Source organism: Embleya sp. NPDC127516 (genome assembly GCF_044765325.1).
Classification (GTDB): domain Bacteria; phylum Actinomycetota; class Actinomycetes; order Streptomycetales; family Streptomycetaceae; genus Embleya.
Genome location: NZ_JBIWJT010000018.1, coordinates 179,066 through 199,168, shown reverse-complemented (window position 1 = coordinate 199,168; position 20,103 = coordinate 179,066). Strand labels below are relative to the sequence as shown.

The following is a 20,103-nucleotide window of genomic DNA, read 5'->3' as shown; positions in this document are numbered from 1 at the left end:
GTGCCGCATCATGCCGTGCCCGACCGGCACGCGGGAACGCGGAATCGTTTCGGGGCAGTTCCGGCCGCGTCCGATGCGGGCGGGCGGGCCCTTTCCGGCCGCCGCGCGCGGGCGGCTCGGAGCCTCGGGACGGCCCACCACGGACGCCGGGACGGCCTTCTACAATGGACGATCTGATCCGCGCGCCGATCCTCCACAGGTGCCGCGGTCGCGACCCCCGGAACGAACCAGTGAGTCAGCCACCCCCTCTCGCCCACCTCGGCGGGCGCTTGGCCACCGGCCTGCGTGATGTCACGCGGGACCCGGCCGCGCTGGACTCGCACGGGTTCTGGGCCGTCGTCGCCGACTTCGAGGGCGACCTGCTGTGCGCACGCTTCGACGAGGTACGACCGGCCCCGCTGCCGCCCGCGCCGTGGATCGGCCCGCCCGCCCACACCTGGACCGACTCGCTCGGCGCCGAGGCGTACCGTGCCGGGGTGCGCCGGATCCGCGAGTACATCGCCGCGGGCGACGTCTACCAGGTCAACCTGTGTCGCCTGCTCGGCGCGCCGCTGCCCGAGGGCGCCGACATCGTCGGCCTCGCGGGCCTGCTCGCGCACGGCAACCCGGCGCCGTACGCGGGAGTGATCCGGCTGCCCGACCACGATGTGCACGTCGCGTGCGCGTCTCCCGAGCTCTACCTGCACCGGGCCGGCGACCGGGTCTGGTCCGGCCCGATCAAGGGCACCGGCCGTACCGAGGCCGACCTGCTGCCCAAGGACTACGCCGAGAACGTGATGATCGTGGACCTGGTGCGCAACGACCTCGGCCGGGCGAGCGCGATCGGCTCCGTCACCGTGCCCGACCTGTGCGTGGTCGAGAAGCACCCGGGCCTGGTCCACCTCGTCTCCACCGTCGCGGGCACGTTGGCCCCGGGGGTGGGCTGGCCGGAGCTGTTCGCCGCGACCTTCCCGCCCGGTTCGGTCAGCGGCGCGCCCAAGAGCAGCGCGTTGCGGATCATCGAGGAACTCGAACCGGTTCCGCGCGGCCCGTACTGCGGCGCGATCGGCTGGGTCGACGCGGACCGCCGCGACGGCTCGCTCGCGGTGGGCATACGCAGCTTCTTCGTCCGGGACGGCCGACTGCACTTCGGCACGGGCGCGGGCATCACGTACGACTCGGACCCGCAGCGCGAGTGGGACGAGACCGAGCTCAAGGCCCGCAACCTGCTCGCGGTGGCGGCGCGGGATCAGGTTCCGGGCGCGCGGGATCACCTTCCCGGGTGGGAGGACCCGCCGGGACCGGAGTAGCACCCGTACGACCCGTACAACCCGTACAACCCGTACAACCCGTATGACCTCGTACGACAAGAACGATGTGCACGGCCCGCGCGACGCCTCGGAGGGCGCATGAGCAGGATTTGGCTGAACGATCGCCTCGTCGACGACGAGCACGCGGTGGTTCGGGTGGACGACCACGGCCTGACCGTGGGCGACGGCGTCTTCGAGACGATGAAGGCGAGCGGAGGGCGGGCCTTCGCCGTCACCCGGCACCTGGACCGGTTGGCCCGCTCCGCGCGCGGTCTCGGGCTGCCCGCGCCGGACCCGGACCTGATCCGCCGTGCGTGTGCCGAGGTGCTGGCGGCCAACCCGCTGCCGGGGATCGGCCGACTGCGGATCACCTACACGGGCGGCCGGTCGCCGCTGGGCTCCGAGCGCGGCGACGCCGAGCCGACCCTGGTGGTGGCCCTGGCCGCGGCCAAGACCCGCGGCAAGAGTACGGCCGTGGTCACCGTCCCGTGGACCCGCAACGAGCACGCGCCGACCACCGGGCTCAAGACCACGAGCTACGCCGACAACGTGGTGATGCTCGCGTACGCCGCCGAACGCGGCGCGAGCGAGGCGCTGTTCGCGAACACGGCGGGCAACCTGTGCGAGGGCACCGGTTCGAACGTGTTCGTCGTACTCGACGGCCACGTGGTCACCCCGCCGCTGTCGGCCGGCTGCCTGGCGGGCGTATCGCGCGCGTTGGTGCTGGAGTGGGTCGGGGCCGAGGAGATCGACGTACCACTGGCCGTGCTCGCCGACGCCGAGGAGGTGTTCCTGACCTCGTCGCTGCGCGACATCCAGGCCGTACACCGGATCGACGAGCACACGCCGGACGCCCCCGGACCGCTCACCCGCAAGGCGATGGAGATCTTCGCGGCCCGCGCCGCCGCCGACATCGACCCGTGATCACCCCGCGCGGCCCGGCCAGGTTGGCCGGGTCCGCGCGCGGGCAGCACTGCCGGTAACGGGGCGCTGCGCCCGGGAAGGCGGGGGCACCCGATGACGACCACTTTGCGACCGGCCGGACCCGGCCGTGACGGCGTGTACTCGATCTGTGCCAACGGCCGAGCCATCGGCGGCGTGCACCTGACCCCATTGGGCCCGTGGGGTGTCGGCACCGGATGGATCCTGCACATCCAGGTGCTGCCGTCCCGCCGCCGCCGCGGCCACGCGTGCGTCGCGATGCTCGCGGCCGAGGAGGTCATGCGCGGCCGGCGGTGCACCCGGATGGCAGCGGCCGTCCCCGAGGGCAACCGGGCGGCGACCGGCCTCGTGCAGGCGCTGGGCTACGCCCCCGACAGTCGCCGACTCGCGGCCGGCGTACGCGCCACCGGCCTGCCCTCCGGTGTGCGGATGATGGACACCGACGAACGCGAGGAGTGGTGCGCCGCGGAGTTGCACCGCTACGCGGAGAGCCTGCGCGCGGCGGGCTGGGCCGCCCCCGCCGCGCAGGCCCGGGCGCAGGCCCGGTTGGACCACCCCACCGCGCCCGCGCCGTACACACTCGGCGACGGCGCGGCCGTGTGGGTGGCGCACGGCGTCATCCTGGCGCTGACGGCGCCGAACCCGGAGGCCACCGCGACGCTGCTCCGCGCGGCCGGCCACGTGACGGCGAGCCAGGGCCTGCACGAGATGGCCATCGACCTCTCCGACGACACCCACATGAAGGCCTGCACAGCGGCGGGATTCGCGCCGCGCACGCGTTATTGGGGGAAACCCATCCTGTGAGGGTGGGGTACATCCCTGATCCTGGATGTACTCCACGGGGAGGAGATGGAGCGGTCGGTGTCCTCCCCGAGTACTGAACCGACCGCCGATCGTGGCGTCCGGGGGCGGAGGCGGCGACGATGGGGGGAGGACCGATGCCTCGAGGCTTCGAACACCTCGAAAGTCGAACGCCTCGAAAGTCGAACGCCGTGAACGAAGCTGCGAACAAGCTGCGAACGAGGAGGCCGAGCGCATGTCCGGCGCAGATGTGGTGACCGGCGCCTTGTGCATGGCGCTGACGGGTCTCGGCCTGGTCATCGCGGTACAGAAGGCTCGCCAACGACGTTTCCTGACAGCGACGCGGTGGACCGCCGCGGCGCTGTTCCCGATCGGCCTGTACCTGACCGGCCTGGCCACACTGAGCCGCCGGGTGGGCAGCGCCGCCGCCGACTGGGCGACGGACCTCGCCTTCGGGATCAAGGCGTGGGGCGGCGTCGCGATCCTCGCGTTCGCCGTGATGCTGCTGATGATCGCCCGGATGATCGGCGGTCGAAAGAACCCGGACTCGACCGGCACGGCGGGCTCTTCGGACCTGTCCGCGCTCACCGGCGGGACCGGCGCGGGTGGCGCCCTGCCCCGCAGCCAACAGCCCAAGCCGGCCGCCGCTCCACGCTCGCGGCGCGCGGCGCGCGGTGCGGTCGACGACGAGTTCGCGGAGATCGAGGAACTGTTGCGCAAACGCGGGATCTGAAGTCGGGGAATCCCGATTTGCCGATTACCGCCGGTTGACGTGGGTTACCGGATGAACCGGGAAACACGCGCTGTGCACAACAGGCCACGCCCCGGGGTGGTGAATGTGAACGCATTCCCACGCGCGTTGTCGATGGCCGATGCCGATGCCGGAAAATGTGTTCGACTGCGCGCTTTGTTTGCACCATGTGCGGATCGTGTACGTATTCGGACCGACCGATCGCTCGGTGTGTTCGATTCACTCGTCCGGCGGTCGCGGGCGGAAGCGGGCGGTCGCGGCGGGCGGGGGAGGGGTGGACGGACGTCCCGTAACAGGACGTGAAAACGCTCCGCCGCCCCCACCTTGTGGACGGTGGGTGCGGCGGAGCGGTGACGTACGTACCCGGCGCTGCGGACAGGGGCGTGCCCGCCGTTCCGGGAGCTCAGTTCTCGGCGAGGATCTGCGAAAGTTCCCGGTCGAGGTCGAAGAAGCGATGCTCGTTGCCGGGGGTGACGGCAGCGTTCGTACGCTTCAGGAACGACTCCAGCGCCCGAGCGGGCGCTTCGAGCAGGGCTTCACCCTCCGGCGAACTGAGGGCGATGCAGACGATGCTCTGTCCGTGGCTCCGGGAGGGCCACACACGAACGTCGCCGGTGCCAGAGGGCTGACGCAGCCCGTCCGCGAGAAGGTCGCGGGCGAAGACCCAATCGACCGTCTCATCGGCACCCGTGTGGAAGGTCGCATGCACGGCGTACGGGTCCGACGAGTCATAGCGCAGTCCCGCGGGGACTGGCAATGAAGACTCGCTCGAGACGACGAGGCGCAGGTGCAGCTCACAGCTGACCGTGGTGTTCATAAGCGCCATGGCCTTTCGCTCAGTGTGCGCTCGGGGATTCGCACGTCGGCGTTCGCAACATCCCACCTGCGGACCTCTTGTAAACGTCTCTGCCCGATATACGGGCGTCTGGGTACTCCTTAAGAGCGATGCGGAGGTGTAACGTTCGCCCGCATGATTTCCGGAAGGGAACAGGCGTTCAGTTCATGCCACGAGCGGACCCGCTCCGCACCCTCGGGCCTGCACCGAACGTCTGCCCCCTTGTAGCGTTGTCAAGCCAGGCCGAGCCATGGTCGGCTCCGGCCGCAGGCCAGACGGAGGTGCCCGGTGAACGACGGCCGGTACGACGAGAGAGGAAGGCCAACGATGGACACGGGGGTCGCGGAGAACAGCGCGCACGCCACACGGGAACCCGCCGCCGACCAGGACGCCCCGAGCGATCCGGCCGGCAAGCAGGCGAAACCATTCGGCTCCCGCGCTCCCGCATTCATCAAGCGCTCGAAGCCACTGCACATGACCTGGCAGATCGGCGTCGCCGTCATCGGCTTCGCGATCATCGTCGGCGGCATCATCATGCTCCCGCTCCCGGGCCCCGGCTGGGCGGTCATCTTCCTCGGCCTGGCCGTCCTGGGCACCGAGTTCGTCTGGGCCCAACGCACCCTCCTGTGGACCAAGGACAAGGTCACCAAGGCCGCCAACCGAGCCCTGGACCCCAAGACGCGCCGCCGCAACATGATCATGCTCGCGATCGGCCTCATCCTGATCGCCGCAGCCGTGGCCCTGTACCTGTGGAAGTACGGAATGGCCCTCCCCTTCTGACCCCGCCCGGCCGCCGGGCCACCACCACGAGGTGCCCGGCGCCCGGCCGCACGCGCCCGGAGGAGGGTGGGCGCGACCTCCCCCACCCATGCGGTAATGTTCTCCCTGCGCCCGGGCGATTAGCTCAGCGGGAGAGCGCTTCGTTCACACCGAAGAGGTCACTGGTTCGATCCCAGTATCGCCCACACAGGTCAGAGCCCCGGATCATGAAAATGATCCGGGGCTCTGCCGCGCTCACACACCACATCCGCTTCGGAACCGAATTTGCGGATACCCCGATGGGCGAGGTGGACAACCTTGTCCTGCTCCGGTGGAGCATCGCAACGAAGGTCGATGGCCCGGCGATGCGTGTCACGGGCATTCCACAACGCGGCTCCGGCACGTGACGCTTCGGCACCTCTTGAGGTGAGCGGGCGTCGGGCGGTGGGCGGGGTGGGGGTTCAGGAGTTTTAGGTGGGGGGCGGGTTGTCGGGGTGGTGGGTTCAGGGGTTGAAGTATTGACAGGGATGCTTGGGGAGGACAGGCTCCTGTGCATGTCGTGAGAGCGCTCTCACCGTTCAGGTTTCGGCGCTCCGATACTGCGTGACTTGTGCTGCCCGTGATTCGTTCCGCCGCACCGCCGCACCGCCGCACCGCCATGGGTTGTGCTCCTTCGCCATCGCGTTCGGGGCGGTGGGGGTGGAGATCTTGCTTTTTGGATGCACGTCTTCAGGAGGTCGTTCATGCGTACGCGTCACGTTCGTGGTCGGGTCAGGGCGGTGGCGGCGCTGTGTGCCGTGTTGTTGGTCGGGGGTGGGCTCGCCGGGTGTGGGGATGGTGGGGGGTCCGGCTCGGGGGATGGCAAAGTCACGTTGAATGTCGGGCTGTTCGGGACGTTCGGCTTCGAGGAGGCCGGGCTGTATGCCGAGTATCAGCAGACGCATCCGGGCATCAAGATCGTTCAGCACGACACCGAGAAGGAGGAGGACTACTGGCGTACCGTGCAGACTCGGCTTGCCGGTGGGGGTGGGATCGACGACATTCAGGGCATCGAGGTCGGGCGGATCGCCGACGTCGTGAAGAACCAGGCCGACAAGTGGGTGGATCTGAACTCGCTGGGCCTGTCCGCCGGCAACGCCCAGTACCTGCCGTGGAAGAGCAAGGCGGCGACCACCGCCGACGGGAAGGTGTTGGGGGCCGGGACCGATACCGGTCCGATGGCGATCTGCTACCGCAGCGACCTGTTCAAGGCGGCCGGACTGCCCACCGATCGGGACGAGTTGGCGCGGCGCTGGTCCACGTGGGAGGGATACGTCGAACTGGGGCGGCAGTTCCAGGCGAACGCCCCGAAGAAGACGCATTACCTGGACAGTGTGACCGGGTTGTACAACGCGATCATCGGGCAGCAGCAGGAGTCCTACTACGATCAGGCCGGCAAGCCGATCTACGACACCAACCCGACCGTGAAGCATGCGTGGGACCTGGCCACCCAGGCTGCCGACGGCAAACTGTCCGCCACGTTGCAGCAGTTCCAGAGCGACTGGAACCAGGCGTTCGCGGCCGACGGCTTCGCGTCGCTCTCCTGCCCGGCATGGATGATCGGGTACATCAAGACTCAGGCCGGTGACGCGGGCAAGGGCAAGTGGGATGTCGCTCCCGGCCCCGGTGGCACCGGCAACTGGGGTGGCTCGTACCTCGCCATTCCCAAGGGCGGCAAGCACCACAAGGAAGCCGCTGAACTGGTCGCCTGGCTCACCGCGCCCGAGCAGCAGACCAAGATGTTCCAGAAGCAGGGGAACTTCCCGTCCAAGACCGGCGCGATCGAGAGCGTCAAGGCGACCACGGATCCCTACTTCAACAATGCGCCGATCGGCGCGATCTTCAGCACGGCCGCGGAGCGGATGCCCGTGCAGGTCACCGGAGTTCGGCACAACGACATCAAGGAGAACATCACCACCGCGCTGACTTCCGTGGAGGCACAGGGAGTCAAGCCGGACGATGCGTGGAAGCAGGCGCGCGACGCGGTCAAGAACGCCCTCGCAAGCTGACGGCGACCACCCGCGACGAAGCCGACAGCCGGCTACGGACTCCGGCGCCGTGCCGGGCACGCCCTCCGGCGCCGCGCCGGCCACGGTCCGCGGCGCCCGCTCGGGGCGCCGAACCACGCACCAGGCCCGGGACCGCACCACGGCCCGCACCACGGCTCATGCCACGGCCCGCACCAAGGTCCGCACCAAGGTCCGTGCCGGCAGCAGGGCAGCCGGCGTCCGTGACGCCGTATCGGACCCGCCCCTCCGGGCCGCCCCTTTCGGTGGCCCGACCGTCCCTCCTCGGTCGGGTCACCCCCACGCCCGCCCACCCACCTCACCCGGCCCGGAGTGATCCCGATGGCGGCACCACCCCCCGCTCGTGAAGCCCGATCCCGACTTCGATCCAGGGCCCGATCCCGACCCGAGCCCCCATCCGACCCCCGGCCCGACTCCCTTCCCCAAACGCCCACTTCCCTCCTGACTCCCCGTCAAATGTGGCGACGACGCGCCAACACCGCGTCGCCCTACGCCTTCGTCGCGCCCTTCTTCGTCCTGTTCATCGCCTTCGGGCTGTTCCCGCTCCTCTACACGGGCTATATCTCGCTGCACCGCGTTCGCCTGCAGAACCCGGACGAGATGACCTGGCTCGGCCTGGAGAACTACACCAACCTCTGGCACGACCGGTTCTTCTGGAAGGCGCTGCGCAATACCTTCACCATCGGCGTGATCTCGACCGTGCCGCAGCTGTGCATGGCGCTCGGCCTGGCGCATCTGCTCAACCGGCGGCTGCGCGGGCGGACCTTCTTCCGGGTCGCGATTTTGATGCCCTACGCGACGTCCGTAGCCGCCGCGACGCTGGTGTTCGGTGGCCTGTTCGGGCGTGACTACGGCATGGTCAACTGGTTCCTCGGCCCGTTCGGCGTCGACAACGTCGACTGGTACAACGGCACTTGGACCTCACAGATCGCCATCTCCACCATCGTCACCTGGCGTTGGGTCGGCTACAACACGCTGATCTATCTCGCCGCGATGCAGGCCATTCCGCACGATCGTTACGAGGCGGCCGCGCTGGACGGGGCGAAGTCCTGGCACCAGTTCCGGCACGTGACCATTCCCGGACTGCGGCCGACGATCGTGTTCACCGTCGTGGTCTCGACGATCGGCGCGATGCAGATCTTCGCCGAGCCGTTGCTGCTTCAGGGTGGACCGATCGGTGTACGCGGTGGGGCCTCCCACCAGTACCAGACCATCGGGCTCTACATGTACGAGACCGGGTGGAGCAACTACGCGCTCGGCAAGGCATCCGCGATCGCGTGGACGACGTTCCTGATCATTCTTCTGGTCATCGGGGTCAACGCGCTCGTCTCCAGGAGTCGTTCGCGCCGCGAGACCCGGGAGGGCCGCTGACATGGCAGGTACGACAGGTACACCCGTCGCCCCCTCGCACCCCACCGGCCGGCAATCCGACGGTCCATCGACGCCGGCGCCGCGGACGGGGCGGGGCCGCACTCGCCGATCCAAGCACTCCCGTCAGCTCCACGGCGGGCCCCTCGTGTACGTGATCCTGGGCTTCGCGACCCTGCTTTCGGTGTTCCCCTTCTACTGGTCGATCGTCGCCGCCACTCGCAGTAATGCCGACATCAACCACGTACCGCCGCCCCTCACGCCGGGTGGCAACCTGCTCTCCAACTTCGACAAGGCGCTCGACGAGGCCGACATCGTCCAGGCGTTGATCAATTCGACGATCGTGTCGGCCACCGTCGCCGCCGGCACCGTGCTGTGTTCGACGCTGGCCGGATTCGCCTTCGCCAAGCTGCGGTTCCGGGGGCGCGGCATCCTGCTCGGGATCACGGTCGCGACGATGATGATCCCGCCGCAACTCGGGCTGATTCCGCTGTTCATGATCATGGCGAAGTTGCAGTGGGTGAACCAGTTGCAAGCCGTCATTCTGCCCACGTTGGTTACCGCGTTCGGCGTGTTCTTCATGCGGCAGTACCTGCTGGAGGCGCTGCCCGACGAACTGATCGAGGCCGGCCGGGTGGACGGCGCGTCCTACGCGCGAATCTTCTGGTCGATCGTCGTGCCGATCGCCCGCCCGGCGATGGCGGTGCTCGGCCTGCTCACCTTCATGACCACGTGGAACGACTTCTTCTGGCCGATCATCGCGTTGTCGTCGAGCAATCCGACCGTGCAGGTCGCGATCAACTCGCTCGGCGGGGGTTACGTGCACGACCAGTCGATCATCCTCGCCGGAACGTTGCTGGGAACGCTGCCCGTCCTGGTGGTCTTCGGCCTGCTCGGCCGGCAGATCGTCGGCGGCATCATGCAGGGCGCGGTCAAGGGCTGACCACAGCCGACGCCATCGAGGCCCCGGGCCGACGAGGCCGTCGGGCCGACGAGGCCGTCGAGCCGACGAAGCCATCGAGCCGACGAAGCCATCAGGAAAGGAATTCCCATCATGACCGACCACGCCCTGACCGCCCGACCGGCGCTGTCGACCCGCCTTGACGGCGGCTTTCCACCCGGATTCGTCTGGGGTGCCGCCACCGCCGCCTATCAGATCGAGGGGGCCGCGGCCGAGGACGGTCGAGCACCGTCGATCTGGGACACCTTCAGCCGGATCCCCGGCCGGGTACACGCCGGCGACACCGGCGACGTGGCCACCGATCACTATCACCGCTATCGCGAGGACGTCGCCCTGATGGCCGAACTCGGCCTGGGCGCCTACCGGTTCTCCATCGCCTGGGCTCGGGTTCTGCCCACCGGGAGCGGCCCGGCCAACGCGGCCGGGCTGGACTTCTACGACCGGCTCGTGGACGAACTCCTCGCGCACGGCGTGGATCCGTACGCGACGCTCTATCACTGGGACCTGCCCCAGGCGCTCCAGGACACGGGCGGGTGGGGCGCGCGTGACACCTCGGCCCGATTCGCCGAGTACGCGCGGGTGGTGGCGGCGCGGCTCGGTGACCGAGTGCGCGACTGGACCACGCTCAACGAGCCCTGGTGCTCCGCGTTCCTGGGATACGGATCGGGCGTACACGCGCCGGGGTCGACCGACCAGGAGTTGTCCCTGCGCGCGAACCATCACCTGTTGCTCGCGCACGGGCTCGGCGTCGGGGCGCTGCGGGCCGAACTGCCGACCGGGCATCGGATCGGGATCACCCTCAACCCGGCGGCGGTACGGCCTCTTTCGGACCGGCCGGCGGACTTGGACGCCGTGCGCCGGGTGGACGGCCTGGCCAACCGGATCCAGGTCGGCCCGCTGCTGCGCGGCGAGTATCCGACGGACGTGCTTCGGGACACCGCCTCGGTGACCGACTGGGCGTTCGTCCGGGACGGCGACCTCGCCGAGATCGCCCGGCCGATCGACATGCTCGGGGTGAACTACTACACGCCGCTGCTGGTGGGCGGAGCCGAGGACGGTGCCACCGAGGCCGGCCGAGCCGCCGCGCCTCGCGACGACGGCCACGGCGCGAGCGCGTACTCACCGTGGCCCGCGTGCGCGGACGTGCGGTTCGCGCAGGCGCCGGGCGAACGCACCGCGATGGGCTGGGGGATCGACCCGAGCGGGCTGTACGACGTGCTGACCCGCTTGCGGGCCGAGGCGCCGGGGCTGCCGCTGATGGTGACCGAGAACGGCGCGGCGTACGAGGACCGGGTGGACGCGACGGGCGCGATCGAGGACGTCGAACGCACGGCCTACATCGCGGCGCACGTCGCGGAGGTGGGCCGGGCGATCGACGACGGGGTGGATGTTCGGGGCTATTTCGTGTGGTCCCTGTTGGACAATTTCGAGTGGGCGTACGGATACGCGAAGCGCTTCGGCATCGTGCACGTGGACTTCGCGACCGGTCGGCGTACACCCAAGCGCAGCGCACGCTGGTACGCGGCGGTGATCGCCGACAATCGGGTGCTCGGGGCCGATCCGGCCTCGGACGGAATGGGGAGCATTGACCAGGACTGACGGTCGGAGCAAGGCCGCCTCGGCGGCCGAGCCGCCGACCCTGGAGACGGTGGCGGCGGTGGCCGGGGTGTCCCGCGCCACCGTCTCGCGGGTGATCAACAGCTCGCCCAAGGTCAGCCCGCGGGTGCGCGAGGTGGTCGAGGCGGCGATCGCGCGGACCGGATACGTGCCCAACCGGGCGGCTCGCACGCTGGTCACTCGGCGCACCGACTCGGTGGCGCTGGTCGTCCAGGAGCCGGAGACGCGGTTGTTCGGCGATCCGTACCTGTCGGCGATCGTGCGTTCGGTGGGTGCGGAACTGGCGGATACGGACCATCAGTTGGTGCTCATGATGGTGCGCACCATCGAGCAGCAGGATCGGCTGGAGCGGTACCTGCGTGGCGGGCACGTGGACGGGGCGCTGCTGGTGTCGTTGCACGGCGACGACTCGCTGGCGGGGCGGCTGCACGGTGCCGGGATGCCGGTGGTGGTGGGTGGGCGGCCGTTGGGTTCGGACGCCGACTTCGTCTACGTCGACGCGGACAATGTGGGCGGTGCGCGTGCGGCGATCGAGCATTTGAGCGTGCGTGGACGGCGGCGGATCGCGACCATTGCCGGACCACAGGACATGTGTGCGGGGGTGGACCGGCTGCGCGGCTACCTGGACGCGGTACCGGGGCGCCCGCTCGTGGCGCATGGCGACTTCAGTCGGGCGGGCGGGGCGGCGGCGATGCGCACGCTGTTGGCCGAGGATCCGGACCTGGACGCGGTGTTCGCGGCGTCGGATCTGATGGCGGTCGGGGCGATGGCGGTGTTGGGGGAGGCGGGTCGGCGAATTCCGGAGGACGTGGCGGTCGTCGGATTCGATGACGCGGACGTTGCGGGGTGGGCGGAGCCTTCGCTGACCACGGTGCGGCAACACGTGGCGAAGCAAGGGCGGTTGATGACGCGGCTGTTGCTGGATCGGATCGGGGGTGGGGTGGGCGCGGCGTCTGTGGTGTTGCCGACGACGTTGGTTGAGCGGTGCTCCTCGTGAAGCGTCGCGGGTGGGGTGGCCTCAAGCGCCGGCCAGGCTGGTTGGATTCTTGGCTGGGCTTGGGTGTTGGTGGGCTTGGGGTGGCCTCAAGCGCCGGCCGGGCTGGGTTGGCCTCGAGTGCCGGCCGGGCTGATTTTGGCGTTGTGGGCAGGCCGGGCCGAGTTGGGGGTTGGCTGGGGTGTGGGCCGAATGTGTGGTGTCGATGTCGGGAAGTCGACACGGTGATGGGTGAGATTTTCGGGTGGATGGGCTCTGAGATGGGTGTTTTTTCAGGTCTTATCACGTCACGTGACCGGTGGTGACCAGGACCCGATGTTCCGCCGGATGGGGGATCGCGCGATGATCTCCCGGTGACCGATACCTGTCTACCGATCCGCTGCGCGTGCACGGGGGTACACCAGTGACCGGCGCCGGGACCGGACTGCTGTTCTCTCCCTGGCTTTGGCTGGCGATGCCGCTGATCGTTTCCATCGACGCCGTGCTTCCGATCGTGCCCGGTGACGAACTCGTGATGGCCGCCGCGGCGGTCGCGGACGGTGACCTCCGGTACATCGTCCTGGTACTGCTGACCGCCGGGGTCGGCGCGTTCATCGGGGATCAATGCGCCTACGCGGTGGGCCGCGCACGGCTGCGTCGCGGGGGCGACGCCGTGCTGGGGCCGCGCCGGCAGAAGGCGATGGATCTGGCCCGCAGCGCGCTGGCCAAGGGCGGGATGTCCGCGCTGATCGCGGCCCGCTTCCTGCCCGGCGGGCGGACCGCGGTGAACATGCTCGCCGGCCGACTGGGCTACCCGCGCCCGCAGTTCCGCGCGGCGACTCTGGTCGGGGCGACCATCTCGGTGTCGTACGCGATGACCGTCGGCACGCTGGCCGGCCGCATCGTCCAGGACAGCCCGCTGTTCGTGGCCCTCGGCGGGATGGCGTTGGGCGCCTCCGTACCGGTGATCGTGGGCGTGCCGGCACGTGTCGTGCGTGAGCTCCGCCGCCGGCGGCACGCCGGCGAGACGACCGCCGCCACCGTCGAGGTCTGAGAAGCCGGCGGGACGAGCGACAGCGGGGCGCGGGATCACCATCGATCCCGCGCCCCACTCGTCTCGGGGCCGGTTCGCTCCACCGCGACCGTCCCGCCCCGACCGTCCCGGCTCGAACTACCCCGCCCCGCGCTCCGTGAGCATCGAGCGCATCAGGTCGATCTCCGAGCTCTGGCCCATCACCATCGTGTTCGCCAGATCCCGGACCTGCTGCACCTGCGCGCGGGTCTGACCCTCGCGGGCCATCGCCACTCCCGCCTCGTGGTGCGCGATCATCAGCTGGAGGAACATCACCTCGGCGTCCTTGCCGTGCAACGTCGCCAGCCGGTCCAACTGCGCCTGCGTGGCCATGCCCGGCATCAACTGGGTGTCCGCGCCGGCCGCCGGCGTACCGTGCCCCGAGTGGTTCGGCATCGAGCCCGGCGTCATCCATTGCATGACCGGCCGGGTCGAACCGAGTGTCAGGCCCCACATCTGGAGCCAGGACGCCATCCGGCCGATCTGCTCCTGCTGGGTCAGCGCGATGTCGTACGCGAGCTTTCGCGTCGCGTCGTCCTGCGTCAGGTCGCGGATCATCATCGCCATCTGCACGGCCTGCGCGTGGTGCGTGCGCATGTCACGCGCGAACCCGGCGTCGACGGAGTCGTCGGCGGGCGGGTTCGGCACGGCGGCCGGCGCCGGACCGAGGGATCGGGTGGGCGTGGTCGCCGTGGCAGGCTTGTTCGAGTCGTCCGACGAACACGCGGCCAGCGCCGGCACCGCGAGCAGACCGGTCGCGACGATCATCGCGACCCGTGCTCGGGGCCTCACGAGGTCGGCTTCCCGACCCCACCCGTGCACGGCGAGCCGGGCTCCGGGGTCTGCTTGCCTTCCTTGTACGCCTTGATGAACTGGTCCAGACGCGGGTCGCTCGCGTTGTCCAGCTTGAGCTGCAGACCCCACGCCGAGGCGACGACCGGCTTGTCCAGGCCCTCGTACGGGCTCAGCATCATGTACGTCTTGCCCTTGACCTTGGACTTCAGGATCTCGAGCTGGTCCGCGGGCAGGTTGGACTGGTAGGTGAGCCACACGGTGCCGTGCTCGAGCGAGTGCACGCCGTTGCGGTTCGGTATCGGCGAGTCGTAGATCCCGCAGTTCTGCCAGACCGGGTCGTGTTCGCCGCCGACCGGCGGGATCTGCTTGTAGGTGACGTCCTTGGGCTTGGCGATGTGCCCCTGCGACGCCGTGTACGCGCTGACCCCGACGATGTCGCTCTTGACGCTGGGGTCCGGCTTGACGTCGGCGATGACGTTCGAAGCGCTCGACTTGTCGCCGTCGTCGTCGCTGGAGGACATGACCACGGCGGTCAGCCCCGCCACCAGGGCGATGACCGCGAGGCCCGACGCGGTGAAGATGATCGCCGAGCGGCGCTTGGCGGCCTTGCGCTCCTGCTCGCGCTGAGCGGCCACCCGCTCACGGGTCGCCGCCATCCGGGCGGACCGCTGCGCCTTGCTCTGCTTCTTCGAGGTGTTGGGGGACTGTTGCCCCATGGCTCCGCCTTATTCCGATTCCGGATTCGTTTGTGGACCGTGCGAGGGTGTGCCGCGCGGATCACGTACGACTGACGCAGAGCACCGTCAGATCGGGGGCGTCCTTGGCGGGCGTCGGCGCGAGCGCGATACCGAGGGCGTCCGGTTCGGCCAACCACGGCGGGAGCATCGAACTGGGCGCGGGCGCGACCACCGGCGGCAGCGGCGGAACGGTGGCGGGTACGCACGCGTGCGTGCGGTCGCCGCATTGCCCCGAGCCGTCGCCCTTGTCGTCCGGACCGCCACTGTCCCGGTCCTGGTGCGCGGTGTGGTGGAACGGGCACACCGTCGGGATCGTGGCGGTCGAGGGCACCGACTCGGCGTGGATCGGGAACGCGCTGCCGAGCAGCGCGGCGCACGCCAGAGCAGCCCCGGCCAACAGCCGGATCACCGGCCGCAGCGGGACTGCCAGCGAGGCCATCCGTTGCGTCACGGGCCCTATTGTCACCTGAAGGAGTGACCCTGTGGGAAGTCGGGGCGCGATCTTTCGTCGTCGTGACTGGGCCGTGACTGTGCAGGTGTCTCCACCGGCGGCCGTACCGACGCGCGCCGGGCCCGGGCCGGGTCCCGCCCGGGGGCGGGAAACCGAGGCAAGGTTCCCGCTCCCGGCTCGATAGCATCGGTGTGCGAGCGATGCCGGCTCGCCTTGCAGCACACGCCAACCACACGTCAGGAGACGAACGGTGTCCGAAGCCCGAGTGACCATCAGCCGCGACCCGGACCGGGACGAGCGGGTGGTGACCACGGGCACTACGGCTGCCGACCTCTTCGAAGGCGACCGCTCGGTGGTCGCCGCGCGCGTGGCCGGCCGGCTCGTGGACCTGGCGTACGTCGTGGTCGACGGCGACGAGATCGAACCGGTCGAGATCGGCTCCGAGGACGGTCTGAACATCCTGCGCCACTCGGCCGCGCACGTGATGGCCCAGGCGGTCCAGGAACTGTTCCCCGAAGCCAAGCTCGGCATCGGTCCGCCGATCAAGGACGGCTTCTACTACGACTTCGACGTCGAGACGCCGTTCCACCCGGACGATCTCAAGCGCATCGAGAAGAAGATGCAGGAGATCATCAAGCAGGGGCAGCGCTTCGCCCGCCGGGTCACCACCGACGAGGACGCGCGCGCCGAACTGGCCGACGAGCCGTACAAGCTGGAGCTGATCGGGCTCAAGGGCTCCGCCGCCGAGGCCGCCGAAGGTGCCTCCGCCGAGGTCGGCGCCGGCGAGCTGACCATCTACGACAACCTGAACGCGAAGACCGGCGAGCTGTGCTGGAAGGACCTCTGCCGAGGCCCGCACCTGCCCACCACCCGAAACATCCCCGCGTTCAAGCTGATGCGCTCGGCCGCCGCCTACTGGCGCGGCAGCGAGAAGAACAAGCAGCTCCAGCGCATCTACGGCACCGCGTGGCCGAGCAAGGACGAGCTCAAGGCCTACACGACCTTCCTCGAGGAGGCCGAGAAGCGCGACCACCGCAAGCTCGGCGCCGAGCTGGACCTGTTCTCCATCCCCGAGGAGATCGGCTCGGGCCTGGCCGTCTTCCACCCCAAGGGCGGCATCATCCGCCGCACCATGGAGGACTACTCGCGGCGGCGGCACGAGGAGGCGGGCTACGAGTTCGTCTACACGCCGCACGCGACCAAGGGGAAGCTCTTCGAGCTGTCCGGCCACCTGGACTGGTACGCCGACGGCATGTACCCGCCGATGGAGCTGGACGAGGGCCAGAGCTACTACCTCAAGCCGATGAACTGCCCGATGCACAACCTGATCTACCGGGCCCGGGGGCGCTCGTACCGCGAGTTCCCGCTGCGGCTGTTCGAGTTCGGCACGGTCTACCGCTACGAGAAGTCCGGCGTGGTGCACGGGCTGACCCGCGCACGCGGCTTCACCCAGGACGACGCGCACATCTACTGCACGCGCGAGCAGATGGCGGACGAGCTGGACTCGCTGCTGACCTTCGTGCTGAACCTGCTGCGCGACTACGGCCTCGACGACTTCTACCTGGAGCTGTCCACCAGGGATCCGGAGAAGTCGATCGGCACCGATGAGAACTGGACCGAGGCCACCGAGACGCTGCGCCAGGCCGCGCAGAAGCAGGGTCTGGAGCTCGTCGACGACCCGGGCGGCGCCGCGTTCTACGGCCCGAAGATCTCGGTCCAGACCAAGGACGCGATCGGCCGCACCTGGCAGATGTCGACCATCCAGGTCGACTTCAATCTGCCGCAGAGGTTCGACCTCGAATACACCGCCTCCGACGGCACCCGGCAGCAGCCGGTGATGATCCACCGCGCGCTGTTCGGCTCGATCGAGCGCTTCTTCGCGGTGCTGCTCGAGCACTACGCGGGCAAGATGCCGCCGTGGCTCGCGCCGGTCCAGGTGGTCGGCATCCCGATCACCGAGGAGCACGTGCCCTACCTCGAAGAGGTCGCGGCCAAGCTCAAGGCGCACGGCATCCGGGTCGAGATCGACGACTCGGCGGACCGCATGCAGAAGAAGATCCGCAACGCCAACAAGTTCAAGATCCCGTACATGCTCCTGGCGGGCGACGAGGACGTGCAGGCCGGCGCGGTGAGCTTCCGCTACCGCAGCGGCGAGCAGAACAACGGTGTCGCGATCGACGACGCGGTGGCCGAGATCGTCAAGGCCGTCCAGGACCGCATCCAGATCTGACGTGGTGTCACCGACCGCGGCCCGGGACCGTGCGACAGCGCGCGGTTACCGGGTCGCGGCCCTTCCCGGCCCACGGCATATGCTTCCTGGCATGACGAGCGAGCCCGAGATCCAGGATGGGGTTGGGGGGCCGGATGCCTTTGCCCGGCTGTGGACTCCCCATCGGATGGCGTACATCAAGGGTGAGAACAAGCCGTCGGGGCCGACCCCCGACGACGGGTGCCCGTTCTGCCGGATTCCGGCGCTGAGCGATGTCGACGGGCTCGTCGTCGCGCGGGGCGAGCAGGTCTACGCGGTGCTGAACCTGTACCCGTACAACGGTGGTCACCTGATGGTGGTGCCCTATCGGCACGTCGCGGACTACACCGACCTGGACGACGCGGAGACCATCGAACTCGCCCGGTTCACCAAGCTCGCGATGGCCACGCTGCGCAAGGTGTCCGGCGCGCAGGGGTTCAACATCGGGATGAACCAGGGCCACGTCGCCGGGGCCGGGATCGCCGCGCACCTGCACCAGCACCTGGTGCCGCGCTGGGGTGGCGACACCAACTTCATGCCCGTCGTCGGGCACACCAAGGTGCTGCCGCAACTGCTCGCGGACACGCGCGAGATGTTGGCCGCCGCCTGGCCGGTCGACTGACCGGGGCGGTCGGCGTTCCGGGGGCGCGGACCCGCCGCGGGCGCGGTGGGCGTGCCCGGGCCCGGTGGCAGGATCCAAGCGGCTGTTGTCAAGGAGAAGAGCTTTGAGCGCACGACCGGTTCTCGTGTACGACGGCGACTGCGGTTTTTGTACCCGGTCGGTGGAGTTCGCGCAGAAACACATCCCGTTCGACGCCGACGTGGTGGCCTGGCAGTTCGCCGAGTTGGAGGAGCTCGGGGTCGAGCAGCACCGTGCCGAGCACGAGGTGTTGTGGGTGACCCCCATCGGCACCGTCTACGGCGGACACCACGCGGTGGCCAAGCTGTTCATGAACGCCGGCGGCCCGTGGGCCCTCGCCGGTGCCGCGCTGCGCGTGCAGCCGGTGAGCATCGCCGCGCACGGCGTGTACCGCCTGGTCGCGGACAACCGTGACCGCATGCCCGGCGGCACTCCCGCGTGCGCGATGCCGGCCCACTTGCGGCCGGACACCGTCAACGCCGCAGGGTGACCCGCCGGGCGGCTCTCGCGGTGGCCGCGTGCTCGCTGACCGCGTATCTCCTGCTGGGCACCTTCGGGTCCGCCGACATGTGGTGGCTGGGCGATCTGAAGGTGTATCGGCAGGGCGGGGTGGACGTGCTGGCCGGCCACGGTGAGCTGTACACGATCCGGCCGGGGCGGCTGCCGTTCACCTACACACCGTGGGCCGGGCTGACCTTCACGCCACTGGCGTGGTTGCCGTGGGGCGCGGTCGAGGTGCTCGGGGTGGTGGGCAACCTGGTGTTGCTCGGTACGGCGACCTGGCTCGCGTGGGGGATCCTCGGCCTGCGCGGCGACGACCGGGTACGGGCGACCGCGCTGAGCGCCGCCGCCCTGTTGTGGACCGAGCCGGTCCAGGAGAACCTGCGCTTCGGGCAGATCAACCTGTTGCTGCTGGTCCTGGTGCTGGCCGACTTCGCGCGCCCGCGCGGCGCGCGGTTCGCCGGGGTCGGCGTCGGTCTGGCGGCCGGGCTCAAGCTCACCCCGGCGATCTTCATCCCGTACCTCCTGCTGACCGGGCGCGTGCGCGAGGGGCTGACCGCGCTGGGGGTGTTCGTCGGTACCTTCGCGGCGGCGTTCGCGGTGCTGCCGCGCGAATGCGCGGACTACTGGGGCGGGTTGTTCCTGGATGACGCCCGGATCGGGCTGGCCCAGTTCCCCGGCAACCAGTCCGTGCACGGCGCGGTGACCCGCCAGTTCGGCGCGCAGTCGCCGCCGGGATGGTTGTGGCCGCTGCTGGCGGTCCTGGTCGCGGCGGTGGGCATGACGCTCGCGGTCGCGGCGGCGCGACGCGGGGCGGCCCTGGCCGGGATGGGGTTCTGCGCGCTGACCGCGCTGCTGGTGTCGCCGATCTCCTGGACGCACCACTGGGTATGGGCGCTGCCGCTGGTGATCGTGCTCGCCGACCGGGTCCGGCGTACCCGCTCGTGGCCGGCCTGGGGTGTGCTCGCGGCGGTGTTCGCGGTCGCCGCGGCCTATCCGATGGAGCGCGCCCGGGTGTCCGGGGTGCTGCCGAGCGGGATCGTGTGGACGGTGCCGTTCGGTGACGGCGCCGAGTTGGACCTGCACGGTTGGCAATTGATCGTGGGCAACGCGTACGTGCTCGTCGCCGTGGCCGGGTTGGCCGTGGCCGCCTGGGCGCTGGTCGCGGATCGCCGGCATTTCACCTGTTCGACCGGTTTGACCCCGGCCGCCGAGCCCGACCTGGATCCCTCTTCGTAGACTCGTCGTACTTTCAGGTGATCCGTTCCAGCCGCCACGGCGGGTGATCGCGGGTCGT

Annotated in this window: 20 protein-coding genes and 1 tRNA gene; 17 read left to right on the top strand and 4 right to left on the bottom strand. The window is 69.7% G+C overall.

What is annotated here, in order from left to right; translation table 11 throughout:
• The first annotated feature begins 230 nt into the window (after nucleotides 1-230).
• From ACIRL2_RS32025 to ACIRL2_RS32010, 4 genes are all read left to right on the top strand, one after another.
• Nucleotides 231-1,289: a chorismate-binding protein gene (locus tag ACIRL2_RS32025; protein WP_402236673.1), complete on the top strand. Its 1,059-nt coding sequence runs from the start codon at nucleotides 231-233 to the stop codon at nucleotides 1,287-1,289.
• Between the two features lie 99 nt (nucleotides 1,290-1,388).
• Nucleotides 1,389-2,213: an aminotransferase class IV gene (locus ACIRL2_RS32020; RefSeq protein ID WP_395872046.1), complete on the top strand. Its 825-nt coding sequence runs from the start codon at nucleotides 1,389-1,391 to the stop codon at nucleotides 2,211-2,213.
• Between the two features lie 93 nt (nucleotides 2,214-2,306).
• Entirely contained in the window at nucleotides 2,307-3,035 is a 729-nt protein-coding gene (locus ACIRL2_RS32015; protein WP_402236670.1) for a GNAT family N-acetyltransferase, read from the top strand.
• A gap of 232 nt (nucleotides 3,036-3,267) precedes the next feature.
• A complete protein-coding gene (locus ACIRL2_RS32010) occupies nucleotides 3,268-3,765 on the top strand; it encodes a hypothetical protein (protein ID WP_395872042.1) in 498 nt (165 codons plus the stop codon).
• 421 nt (nucleotides 3,766-4,186) lie between these two features.
• Here the strand turns inward: ACIRL2_RS32010 and ACIRL2_RS32005 are convergent, their stop codons facing one another.
• On the bottom strand, nucleotides 4,187-4,600 hold the full coding sequence (locus ACIRL2_RS32005) for an SsgA family sporulation/cell division regulator (protein ID WP_161356292.1): 414 nt from the start codon (nucleotides 4,598-4,600) through the stop codon (nucleotides 4,187-4,189).
• A 345-nt stretch (nucleotides 4,601-4,945) separates the two neighbouring features.
• Here ACIRL2_RS32005 and ACIRL2_RS32000 point away from each other — a divergent pair, with 345 nt between their 5' ends.
• From ACIRL2_RS32000 to ACIRL2_RS31960, 9 genes are all read left to right on the top strand, one after another.
• Nucleotides 4,946-5,398, top strand: a complete 453-nt coding sequence (locus tag ACIRL2_RS32000) for a TIGR02611 family protein (RefSeq protein WP_395872040.1) — start codon at nucleotides 4,946-4,948, stop codon at nucleotides 5,396-5,398.
• Between the two features lie 113 nt (nucleotides 5,399-5,511).
• Nucleotides 5,512-5,583: transfer RNA gene (locus ACIRL2_RS31995), tRNA-Val, on the top strand.
• 21 nt (nucleotides 5,584-5,604) lie between these two features.
• Complete coding sequence (locus tag ACIRL2_RS31990; protein ID WP_402236666.1) at nucleotides 5,605-5,784, top strand: hypothetical protein; 180 nt, start codon at nucleotides 5,605-5,607, stop codon at nucleotides 5,782-5,784.
• Between the two features lie 336 nt (nucleotides 5,785-6,120).
• Entirely contained in the window at nucleotides 6,121-7,425 is a 1,305-nt protein-coding gene (locus ACIRL2_RS31985) for an extracellular solute-binding protein (protein WP_395872038.1), read from the top strand.
• A gap of 339 nt (nucleotides 7,426-7,764) precedes the next feature.
• Nucleotides 7,765-8,814, top strand: a complete 1,050-nt coding sequence (locus tag ACIRL2_RS31980) for a carbohydrate ABC transporter permease (RefSeq protein WP_402236663.1) — start codon at nucleotides 7,765-7,767, stop codon at nucleotides 8,812-8,814.
• Between the two features lies 1 nt (nucleotide 8,815).
• Nucleotides 8,816-9,754 (top strand): carbohydrate ABC transporter permease, encoded by a 939-nt coding sequence (locus tag ACIRL2_RS31975; protein WP_402236661.1) that lies wholly within the window; start codon nucleotides 8,816-8,818, stop codon nucleotides 9,752-9,754.
• A gap of 111 nt (nucleotides 9,755-9,865) precedes the next feature.
• Nucleotides 9,866-11,371 (top strand): glycoside hydrolase family 1 protein, encoded by a 1,506-nt coding sequence (locus tag ACIRL2_RS31970; protein ID WP_402236658.1) that lies wholly within the window; start codon nucleotides 9,866-9,868, stop codon nucleotides 11,369-11,371.
• Nucleotides 11,358-12,386: a LacI family DNA-binding transcriptional regulator gene (locus ACIRL2_RS31965; RefSeq protein ID WP_395872030.1), complete on the top strand. Its 1,029-nt coding sequence runs from the start codon at nucleotides 11,358-11,360 to the stop codon at nucleotides 12,384-12,386. The genes ACIRL2_RS31970 and ACIRL2_RS31965 overlap by 14 nt, the downstream gene beginning before the upstream one ends.
• 400 nt (nucleotides 12,387-12,786) lie before the next feature.
• Nucleotides 12,787-13,416: a DedA family protein gene (locus ACIRL2_RS31960; RefSeq protein ID WP_395872028.1), complete on the top strand. Its 630-nt coding sequence runs from the start codon at nucleotides 12,787-12,789 to the stop codon at nucleotides 13,414-13,416.
• 117 nt (nucleotides 13,417-13,533) lie between these two features.
• On the opposite strand, the gene ACIRL2_RS31955 is transcribed toward ACIRL2_RS31960, so the two are convergent.
• From ACIRL2_RS31955 to ACIRL2_RS31945, 3 genes are all read right to left on the bottom strand, one after another.
• Complete coding sequence (locus ACIRL2_RS31955; RefSeq protein WP_402236655.1) at nucleotides 13,534-14,202, bottom strand: DUF305 domain-containing protein; 669 nt, start codon at nucleotides 14,200-14,202, stop codon at nucleotides 13,534-13,536.
• Between the two features lie 20 nt (nucleotides 14,203-14,222).
• Nucleotides 14,223-14,945: a DUF3105 domain-containing protein gene (locus ACIRL2_RS31950; RefSeq protein ID WP_395872024.1), complete on the bottom strand. Its 723-nt coding sequence runs from the start codon at nucleotides 14,943-14,945 to the stop codon at nucleotides 14,223-14,225.
• Between the two features lie 61 nt (nucleotides 14,946-15,006).
• Nucleotides 15,007-15,417: a hypothetical protein gene (locus tag ACIRL2_RS31945; RefSeq protein ID WP_395872022.1), complete on the bottom strand. Its 411-nt coding sequence runs from the start codon at nucleotides 15,415-15,417 to the stop codon at nucleotides 15,007-15,009.
• A gap of 250 nt (nucleotides 15,418-15,667) precedes the next feature.
• On the opposite strand from ACIRL2_RS31945, the gene thrS reads away from it, so the two are divergent.
• From thrS to ACIRL2_RS31925, 4 genes are all read left to right on the top strand, one after another.
• Nucleotides 15,668-17,647, top strand: coding sequence for a threonine--tRNA ligase (gene thrS, locus ACIRL2_RS31940; protein ID WP_395872020.1), 1,980 nt, complete (start codon nucleotides 15,668-15,670; stop codon nucleotides 17,645-17,647).
• Nucleotides 17,648-17,726: 79 nt separating this feature from the next.
• Nucleotides 17,727-18,287, top strand: coding sequence for an HIT family protein (locus tag ACIRL2_RS31935; protein ID WP_395872018.1), 561 nt, complete (start codon nucleotides 17,727-17,729; stop codon nucleotides 18,285-18,287).
• Nucleotides 18,288-18,390: 103 nt separating this feature from the next.
• Complete coding sequence (locus ACIRL2_RS31930; protein WP_402236652.1) at nucleotides 18,391-18,795, top strand: thiol-disulfide oxidoreductase DCC family protein; 405 nt, start codon at nucleotides 18,391-18,393, stop codon at nucleotides 18,793-18,795.
• Nucleotides 18,792-20,045, top strand: coding sequence for a glycosyltransferase 87 family protein (locus tag ACIRL2_RS31925; RefSeq protein ID WP_402236650.1), 1,254 nt, complete (start codon nucleotides 18,792-18,794; stop codon nucleotides 20,043-20,045). Before ACIRL2_RS31930 ends, ACIRL2_RS31925 begins: the two co-directional genes overlap by 4 nt.
• Nucleotides 20,046-20,103 lie beyond the last annotated feature (58 nt).